The 8843-nt window shown below is 32.3% G+C and carries 7 protein-coding genes; 1 reads left to right on the top strand and 6 read right to left on the bottom strand.

Going from position 1 to position 8843, the window contains the following annotated elements:
* Positions 1–49: 49 nt before the first annotated feature.
* The 6 genes from HMPREF2801_RS00720 to dpaL all read right to left on the bottom strand — a co-directional run bounded on the left by HMPREF2801_RS00720 (position 50) and on the right by dpaL (position 7679).
* Positions 50–706, bottom strand: coding sequence for a PAQR family membrane homeostasis protein TrhA (locus HMPREF2801_RS00720; RefSeq protein WP_019124566.1), 657 nt, complete (start codon positions 704–706; stop codon positions 50–52).
* A gap of 92 nt (positions 707–798) precedes the next feature.
* Positions 799–1065 (bottom strand): GNAT family N-acetyltransferase, encoded by a 267-nt coding sequence (locus tag HMPREF2801_RS00715; protein WP_019124567.1) that lies wholly within the window; start codon positions 1063–1065, stop codon positions 799–801.
* A 59-nt stretch (positions 1066–1124) separates the two neighbouring features.
* The gene (locus tag HMPREF2801_RS00710) at positions 1125–3584 is read right to left on the bottom strand and encodes a YhgE/Pip domain-containing protein (RefSeq protein WP_070610039.1); all 2460 of its coding nucleotides are present in this window, start codon (positions 3582–3584) and stop codon (positions 1125–1127) included.
* Between the two features lie 23 nt (positions 3585–3607).
* Complete coding sequence (locus tag HMPREF2801_RS00705; RefSeq protein WP_070610037.1) at positions 3608–5662, bottom strand: efflux RND transporter permease subunit; 2055 nt, start codon at positions 5660–5662, stop codon at positions 3608–3610.
* A gap of 7 nt (positions 5663–5669) precedes the next feature.
* On the bottom strand, positions 5670–6257 hold the full coding sequence (locus HMPREF2801_RS00700) for a TetR/AcrR family transcriptional regulator (RefSeq protein ID WP_070610035.1): 588 nt from the start codon (positions 6255–6257) through the stop codon (positions 5670–5672).
* A 222-nt stretch (positions 6258–6479) separates the two neighbouring features.
* The gene (gene dpaL, locus HMPREF2801_RS00695; protein WP_070610033.1) at positions 6480–7679 is read right to left on the bottom strand and encodes a diaminopropionate ammonia-lyase; all 1200 of its coding nucleotides are present in this window, start codon (positions 7677–7679) and stop codon (positions 6480–6482) included.
* Between the two features lie 156 nt (positions 7680–7835).
* On the opposite strand from dpaL, the gene HMPREF2801_RS00690 reads away from it, so the two are divergent.
* Positions 7836–8699, top strand: a complete 864-nt coding sequence (locus HMPREF2801_RS00690; protein ID WP_070610031.1) for a DUF4300 family protein — start codon at positions 7836–7838, stop codon at positions 8697–8699.
* The last annotated feature ends 144 nt before the right edge of the window (positions 8700–8843 follow it).

Raw genomic sequence — 8843 nt, 5'->3', positions numbered from 1 at the left:
TTTTTTTTTACAAAAAAATTGGTCCATCAATTTGATGAACCAAAATTTTTTATGAAATATAAAGATAAAAGGCAATAAAGTGAATTATTGATGCTGCTAAGACAAAGAAGTGCCAAATTATGTGATTGCCTTTGAACTTCTTTGATTTGTAGAAATAAGTTCCTGCAGTATAAACAACGCCACCTAAAACTAAGAGAAGCATAAACTTCCAAGTTGTATTTGCTACAATTGGCTTAATTAAAAATACAGAAAGCCAACCCATGGCAATATAAATAATAACAGAAATAGTTTTTAACTTGTCATAATCTTTATATGTAGCAATCTTAAAAACTGTTCCAAAAATTGCTATTGCCCAGATTAAAATTATAAAAAATAATCTAAACTTTCCCTTTGTAAGTAAAAGTATTATTGGAGTAAAACTTCCTGCTATAAAATAATATATGGACACATGGTCGAAAATTCTAAGAATTTTTTTTGCTCCCTTGTGCTGAATTGCATGGTAAATTGTGCTCATTAAATACATAAATATAAAGCATCCACCATATATAGAAAAGGCAACTGTCTTTAAGACCTCGCCATTTTTTGCACTTGGAATAATTAACATCAACAAGAAAATAATTCCAAGGATAACACCAATTCCGTGGCTAATAGAATTTGCTATTTCAATCAAAATATGTTCTTTTTTTGCTTTAGACTTTTCTGCCATATTCCCACTTCCTTTTGCTAATTATACTGCTTTAAAGCGTGAGCGTAAATATTTAATTAAAAAAGATGGGCAATGTCTCACCCATCTCATTTTTAAGCTCTTACATCGTCAAAGTCACTTGATTCAAGTTTTTTCTCAACATAGGAGCAAGTTCCCTTTATTTTTTTATTCTCGTTTCTTGCATCTTCTACAAGTTTTTTTACAAGCTCACCTGCAAGACCTTGTCCGCCGTACTCAGGTTTTACAATAGTGTGTGTAGCATCTATTACATCGCCCTTTTCTTCGTAAGTCAAAATTCCCTTGTAATTATTTTCGTCTTCTCCTATATAGTAACAATTGTTTCCTTTTTTAATTTCCATAATGGCCTCCTAAAAATTGATATTAATCATGTAATACCCAAATTTTCGGATTTGTCACATTATTTTATTTTTTCGATTATTCTATACTTAGTATCAAAGTCTTCAGAAGTTCCTGTAAAGGATGAATCTTCTTTAGAGAGTTCAGACATAGTGTCAACAATTTCTTTAAACTCAGGAAGTTCTTGTGTCTTCTTGTCTAATTCATCAATTCCCTTTTGTTTAAATTCTTCTAATTTTTCTGCAAAAATTTTCATGTTGTCATCTATTAAGACTCCACCATCTTTTAATTCAATAGCTCCAGAGTTTAAGTCGATGATTCCGTCATCTAACTTCTTAATTCCATCTCTCAAAGGAACTACACCTTCAGTCTTAAGTCTTGGAAAATCTTTAAATAATACAGACTTGTCGCGGAATTCTAATAGTCCCTCAGTAAGTTCATTTGCTCCTGAATTTAGTTTAGGTGAATTTGAGTCAAGCTCAGTAATTGCATCTGTAAATTTATTTACTGCATCCTCACTCTTTTCTGTTCCTTCTCTTAATTTTGATGAGCCGTCCTTTAATTTTCCTGCTGCATCATCAAGTTTGACAAGAGAATCTGAAAGCTTCATAAGTTGTGAAGTGTCAAGTTTTGATGCTGCTTCTGACATAGCCTTTTCAAGAGCAGAATTAATTTGATTTGCTCCATTAGAAAGCTCTGTTGTTCCACCTTTTAACTCTTCAAGACCTGCAGGAAGTTGACTTGCTCCAGCATTTATTTGTTCTGACGCTTGTGCAAGTTGATTCATTCCGCCCTTTAATTCATTTAAACCTTCTAATTGTCCAGCCATACTGCTTAAACCTTTTAGCGCTTGAAGGTCATTTCCAACTTTTTGTGTTGATGCTCCAATACTCTGTGCATTTTGTCCAATACCAGCTGCATTTTGTCCTAAGTTTGCTGCCGCACCCTGTAATATTCCAATAGCTTGTTGTGCCGCTGGGTCCTCACTTTGACTTAATACTGCTATAGCTTTTCCAATTTCAGCAGCTGATAATCCTATTGACTGTGCACTTCCACCAATTTCTTGTGCTTTTGCACCAATGTTTTTTAAATCTCCTTCAACATTTATATTTCCAAGTCCTGATAGATCTGGCACATTCATAGCTTGAACTTTTCCATTTAAGGCTTGGAAATTAGAATTAAATTCACCTTCACCTGCTGCAAGTTTATTTGCACCTTCATAAGCCTTTGCTGCTCCTGCCTCAAGTTTATGGGCGCCGGCAGAAAGCTGTCCTATTCCAGATTTTAATTCTGACAACTTCTTTAAAGCTTCTTCCTTCATTTCGTCAATCTTACTTAATTTACTTGAACCTTCTCTTAATTGTACTGTGGCATCCTTTAACTTTCCAAGTCCATTGTCTAGTTCAACTGAGCCATCATGAAGTTTTTTGGCTCCATCTTTCATTTCTCCAGTTTTTTCATTCATCTTGCCCACTGCAGAAGTATAGTCGCTAATTCCAGAAGTTAATTTGCTACCACCTTCATACATTTCTTCTGCAGCACCTGGAATTGGCTCAACCTTTTCAATTACTTCGTCAATTTTTTCTTCGAAGTCTCCAGATTTATCGTAAAGCTCTTTGGAACCATCCTTAAGTTTAACAGTTCCATCGCCCAGTTCGCTTAGACCATCATTTAATTTGCCTTGGGCTTCAGATAGTTTTGTAGATGCGTCAACTAGTTTTTGTGAATTGTCTTCAAGCTCTCTAACGCCATCACGAAGCTTGTCAATTGTCTCTAAATCTGCTTCGTTTTGGAATAACTCATTAGAGATTACCACATAAGCTTCCACTGGATCGTAATCTTTTATATCCATTTCAACTACTGCTTCACTTCTAAATTCTTCCATTTGCCTATCTTCTAAAATACTTTCAAAGTTTTCTCTAAGACCTGGAGTCAATACTGAAGTTACAACTTCATTTTTGCCATCCTTTGCAATTTTTGCATCATCAGATTCAATGTTTGATGCAACTTCTAGTGGGAAGGATAGTGCTGCTATAACTGTATAAGGTGCATAGACCTTAGTTTTTTTGCCTGCAATATTCTTTATGACATACTTATTGTTTTCAGTTGAAATAACTAATTTAAGGTGGCCAGACTTGCCCTTTAATTCACTATTTTCCATTTTTTCGCCGTCAAGATAATAATCAATTTTTACATCAATTGGAATATTTTCTTCACTCTTGCCTTGGTAGTAAATGTCCTTTACATTTTCATCCCAATAAATATAACCATTTTTATTTTCAACTTCTTCATCAGTCTTCAAATTTTTAACATTTTTTAAGTTGGACTTGTCCTTGCCCTTAATATTTTCTTCTGAATTTAACCAAACTGAAACAGTTTTATCTTTAATATTGTCATTTTCTTTTAAGACATAAACAGTTTCACTTTTATTTATGACATTTGATGCAGCAAAAGCTGTATTTGTCAAAATCATGGAAGACAAAACAACTGTAATTACACCTTTTTGAACTTTTTTATTCATTTTTCTTCTCCTTAAAATATTTTTTAATCTAAACCCTTAGTAGTTTTCTTTATTATTGGAAAACATACTGAAATAATAGCAGGCAATAATAGTATAATTACGCACATACTAATAATTGCACCTCTAGCTAAAAATGTACAAATCGTCGATACAATTTCCATTTTTGAAAAAATACCTACACCAATTGTGGCTGCCATAAAGGATAAAGCAGATGTGACAATGGATTTTGAAGTCTCCTTAACTGAAATTTTGATAGACTCATCTACATTCTTGGTTTTATTATATTCAGCCAAAAATCTGTCAGTCATTAAAATCGAGTAGTCAATAGTAGATCCAAGCTGTATTACCCCAATTATTATTGATGTGATAAAAGGTATAGTGTGATTTAAATAAAATGGAATTCCCATATTTATTTGGATTGCAAGTTCAATTGCTCCAATTAAGACAATTGGAATGCCAATGGACTTAAAGACTATGGCAATAATTAAAAATACAACTGCAATAGAAATTATATTTACAATTTGAAAGTCTCTATCTGAAATAACTGTTAAGTCATCAGTTAAAACTGCTTCTCCAGTCAAATAACCTTCCTTGTCATATTTATTAATGATACTTTTCATTTCTCCAACTTGCTTTTTCACTTCTGGCGATGCTGTTTGAAACTTGGAGTTTGCCATAATCATCTGATAGCCATTTTTTGAAAAATTATCCTGAAGCTTCTCAGGCAAAAATTCACTTGGGATAGTGTATCCTGTGACAGAACTTGCACTCAAAACAGAGTTTATGCCCTCGACGCCCTTTATATCGCTTATAAGACCTTCTAAGTCTGACTTTGAAAGGTCATCTTTTACAACAATGAAGTGGGTACTTGCCATATCATAATCTTTTTTCATTTTATTTAAGGCAACTATTGAATCTAAGTCCTGTGGAAGCGATCTGTCCAAGTTGTAGTAAAGTTTTGTATTAACTGAACCATAAATTGCAGGTACAAAAAGCAAAAGAAAAACTGTAAAAAGAGTTTTTTTATGCTTTATTGTAAAATCTGCCAACTTATTAAATTCAGGAAGCATTACTCTGTGATTGTACTTGTTGATAAATTTTTCAGCTACAAGTAGCATGGCAGGAAGAACTGTAACTGTTGCTATGAGTCCTATTAAGACACCCTTACTCATTACAAGACCAATGTCTTTTCCAAGTCCTAATCTCATGGCTATTAAAACAATAAAGCCTGCAAAAGTTGTCAGAGATGAGGCAAAGAGTGAAGAAATAGTTTCTTGAATTGCCATGTCCATGGCATCATTTTTATTGTCAAAATTCTTTTTCTCTTCTACATATCTGTGGTAGAGGAATATAGAATAGTCCATGGTAACTGCCAGCTGCAAAACCGCCGCTATGGCCTTGGTGATATAGGATATCTCTCCCAAAAATATATTAGTCCCAAAGTTATATAAAACTGCATAACCTATAGTTAGAATAAAAACAAAGGGTATGATTGTGGATTCATTAGTAAGAGATAAAATAATAAGTCCGAGAGTAACAGCAAGGGCAACATATATTGGCGTTTCCTTGTCAATTAAGTCCTTGGTATCTTTTACTAGAGAGGAAATCCCACTTAAATATTTTTGATTTGATTCGATACTTCTAATTTGATCAATAGCAGACATAGTCTTTAATGATGAAGACGACTCGCTAAATTTTACGATCATTAGGGTAGAATCTTCAGCATAAAAAATATCTTTTATATCATCTGGCAAAAATTCACTGGGAATCATATTGCCAACAGTTGATGTCTTAGAAATTACATCTTCTACGCCATCAATTTTTAGTATTTTTTCTCTCAAAACTTCTGCTTCATGGTCAGTCCCCTCTAGGATTAACATGCCTGTGGCAGCATTTTTAAAATCCTTATCCAAAATCTCCTGACCTTGAGTAGATTTTAAGTCCTTTGGCAAGTAAGATAAAATATCATAGTTGACTCCCGTAAGCTTATAACCTAAAAAGGCTGGAATAAGAAGTAGGGTCATAACCAAAAGCACAAACTTAGGTCTATGTGAAATAAATTTTGTAAATTTTTTCATTCAAACACTACCTAAATATCCTGTCCACAATTTTATATAAAACTGGTTTCATATCTTCTATTTCAAGCACTGAATCATCCATTAATGCGGACTCACAAGTTGAAAGCACAATTCTAATAGTGAGCGACAAAATAAAAAGCCTCTCTTCGTCTGATAAAATTGCAGGAAACAAATTTGAATACTTATTTAAAATAAAATGTAAAGTTGTCTCTTCTTCTTTAAACCTATCATCATTTTCAACTTTTGCATAAAGAGCCCAGTTTAAATTATTTGAAATAAGTTTTAACTCAAGTGGATCCTTTATTAAATGCTCAATTATATAATCAAAAAAGGAAATCAATCTCTTTTTAGAATCCTCACCTTTACACTTAGCTTCGGCATTAACAATTAATTCTGTCATAATATCTAAAACAATTTTTTCTTCAAGATCTCTTTTGTCTCTGAAGTAGAGATAAAATGTACCTAGCCCTAAGTCTGTTCTATTCATTATGTCTCTAATTGAAGTTGACTCTATTCCCTTATCTCTAAAGGAAGAAAGAGCAGCTGTTGTAATTTTATTTTCTTTTTCTTTTTTTCTTTCTTCAGACTTTAACATATATCCTCCCTTAAAAACTGAACATCGTTCATCTTTTCAAAAAATATAATACCCCTTTTGTAAATAAAGTTCAACACTTTTTTATTTTTATTTTAAAAATTTTTTAGAGTAAGTAAAAAAGACTCTGCCTTATGCAAAGTCTAAAAACTTCATATATTAAATTTTATAAACATTAATCTTTTCAAAAATTTAGGTTAGTAAATTTTAAAAAATAAAAAAATTTTAACTATTATACCTTCCACGCCAAACTATTTCTCTGTAAGTTTTCTTGTCTGTGTCCCCTTCTGTTGAAAAACATAGAACAAGTGAATCTTTGTCTAAGCCAATCTTCTCTCTATATTCCCTTAGATCTTCGCCTTTCATGAGTTCATAAACAATGCCAGTAGTCACAGCACCTGATTCACCAGAAATAATTTTTCTATCATCTCCAATACTATTTCCTAAAATTCTCATGCCAAGGGCAGTGTAATAATCATCTACTGACAAAAAATAATCAGCATAGGACTCTAAAATAGGCCAACCAATAGTAACTGGCTCACCACAGTTTAGTCCCGCCATTATTGAGTTGAGATGGCCCTTTACAAAATGAAGCCTGCCATCATTGGCATGGGCAGTTCTGTAAAGGCAATTTGCCTTATTAGGCTCCACAATAATAATTTTTGGAGGATTCTCCTTCATTACATTTCTAAAAAATGCAGTCATTGATGCTGCCATAGAGCCAACACCTGTCTGCAAGAAAATATGAGTTGGAAGCATTTCTTTTTCCTTTAAGTCCATAAAAGCTTCATAAGCCATGGTCATATAGCCCTTCATAATGTTTTTTGGGACTTCAGTGTAACCTTGCCAGGAAGTATCTTGAATTAAGACGCCCTTATTTTCTCTTGCAAATTTTGCAGCAAGCCTCACGCAGTCGTCATAATTTTCCTCCATAATATTGGCGTCAGAATTTTCTCTCCTAATGTTTTCTAATCTCTCAAGAGTAGTCCCCTTTGGCATAAAGACTTTTGACCTTTGACCAAGTTTATTTGCAGTCCAAGCTACAGCGCGACCGTGATTGCCATCTGTTGCAGTGGTGAAAATTATTTCCCCCAGTTTTTTCTTTGTCTCATCTGAAGTTATTTCATCAAAAGTTAAATTATTTTCACTTAATCCAATTTTTTCTCCTATATAACTTGCTATGGCATAACTTGCACCAAGGACCTTAAAGGCATTTAATCCAAATCTATAGGATTCATCCTTTACAAAAAATTTCCTTAGTCCAATTTCCTCTGCTAAATTTTTCAAGTCCACTAGAGGAGTCTTTTCATAGATGTCAAAGGACTTGTGAAAATTATTAACAATTTTTGCAGAATCATAATTAAAGTCAGAAATATCTGCATAAATATTTTTATTTTCAATATAAGTTAAGTTAAATTTATCCATGTCCCACCTGCTTTCATCTTATGTTATTAGTTTATCATTATAATTATGTAAAAGATATGTTTATGTTTTTTTGGCACTTATTTATGCAAGATATCATTTAGAAAAAATATTATTTATTGTATAATCTACTTTGATAATTTAATTCTTGGAGGTAAGATGAAAAGAAAAATTTTAATTTTATTTGCTTGCCTTGCATTTCTTACATCAGCCTGTGCAAAAAATAATTTAACAAATAAAAATAATATTGATAATGGAGAAATGATTGAAGAAAAAATAGGAGAGCCAGAAATTTCTAATTTAAATGATGAAAAGACTTTAGATTTTGTTAAAAATTCCCTTGATGGAAGTGTGAATAGCCAAAGCCTGGAAAAGTTTGCTGCTCTTGTAAGAGATTATAACAAAGGCATATCACATAATCTTCTCACTGGCGATTTTAAAAGCTTATCTAGTATAAATATTGATACTGGCAAAATTATTGATGAGAGAAGTAAGCTCAAACACGATTTTCCCGACACAAATTGTAGAATTAATTCCTTTTTACTTTTAAAGTATGAGATGAAATTTAAGATAGAGACAAAAATTGATGACGACCTACTTTTTATGGACGAAGAAGCAATTAAAAATTCAAATTTATTTACTGATGAGGAATTTAAAAATTTTAAAGGCTTGTTTTCAAGAGTTTCAACAAAAAGTAGCAAGGATCCGAAGCTTCAAGGAGATCTTATGTCGGAATTTTTATCAAATTTCAGCTTCCCTGAAAAAATTAAGATGCTTTCTGTAGTCCTTCATGACAATTTAGACGGCGATTATCTTTTTATTGGTCATATTGGAGTTCTGCTTCCCCTTGAAAAAGAATATTTGTTTATAGAAAAAATTTCCTTTGAAGAGCCCTATCAGGCAATAAAATTTTCTGACAAGGAGTCCTGCTACAAGTACTTAAAGGAAAAGTTTGAGGACTACAAGGACCCCAATGTAGCGCCGCCCTTTATCATGGAAAATAATAAATATATAGATATTTAATTCCAATTTTTATTTAAAATTCTTTGTAGTTATAAGCAAGAAAATTATTTTTAGAAAACATTAATTATAAGTCTATAAAACGCAAAAAATTGCCCAAGTATTCTTGAGCAATTTTTTAATATAAATTTTGAAATTACATTAATA

It is taken from the genome of Peptoniphilus sp. HMSC062D09 (assembly GCF_001811425.1).
GTDB lineage: Bacteria > Bacillota > Clostridia > Tissierellales > Peptoniphilaceae > Peptoniphilus_A.
The sequence above is the reverse complement of the archived record's forward strand: the minus strand, read 5'-3'. Positions and strand labels throughout refer to the sequence as shown.

What these genes read in the sequence shown, in the direction of transcription:
- HMPREF2801_RS00720 (WP_019124566.1), bottom strand. Translation starts at nt 706, where the DNA reads ATGGCAGAAAAGTCTAAAGCAAAAAAAGAACATATTTTGATTGAAATA.
- HMPREF2801_RS00715 (WP_019124567.1), bottom strand. Translation starts at nt 1,065, where the DNA reads ATGGAAATTAAAAAAGGAAACAATTGTTACTATATAGGAGAAGACGAA.
- HMPREF2801_RS00710 (WP_070610039.1), bottom strand. Translation starts at nt 3,584, where the DNA reads ATGAATAAAAAAGTTCAAAAAGGTGTAATTACAGTTGTTTTGTCTTCC.
- HMPREF2801_RS00705 (WP_070610037.1), bottom strand. Translation starts at nt 5,662, where the DNA reads ATGAAAAAATTTACAAAATTTATTTCACATAGACCTAAGTTTGTGCTT.
- HMPREF2801_RS00700 (WP_070610035.1), bottom strand. Translation starts at nt 6,257, where the DNA reads ATGTTAAAGTCTGAAGAAAGAAAAAAAGAAAAAGAAAATAAAATTACA.
- dpaL (WP_070610033.1), bottom strand. Translation starts at nt 7,679, where the DNA reads ATGGATAAATTTAACTTAACTTATATTGAAAATAAAAATATTTATGCA.
- HMPREF2801_RS00690 (WP_070610031.1), top strand. Translation starts at nt 7,836, where the DNA reads ATGAAAAGAAAAATTTTAATTTTATTTGCTTGCCTTGCATTTCTTACA.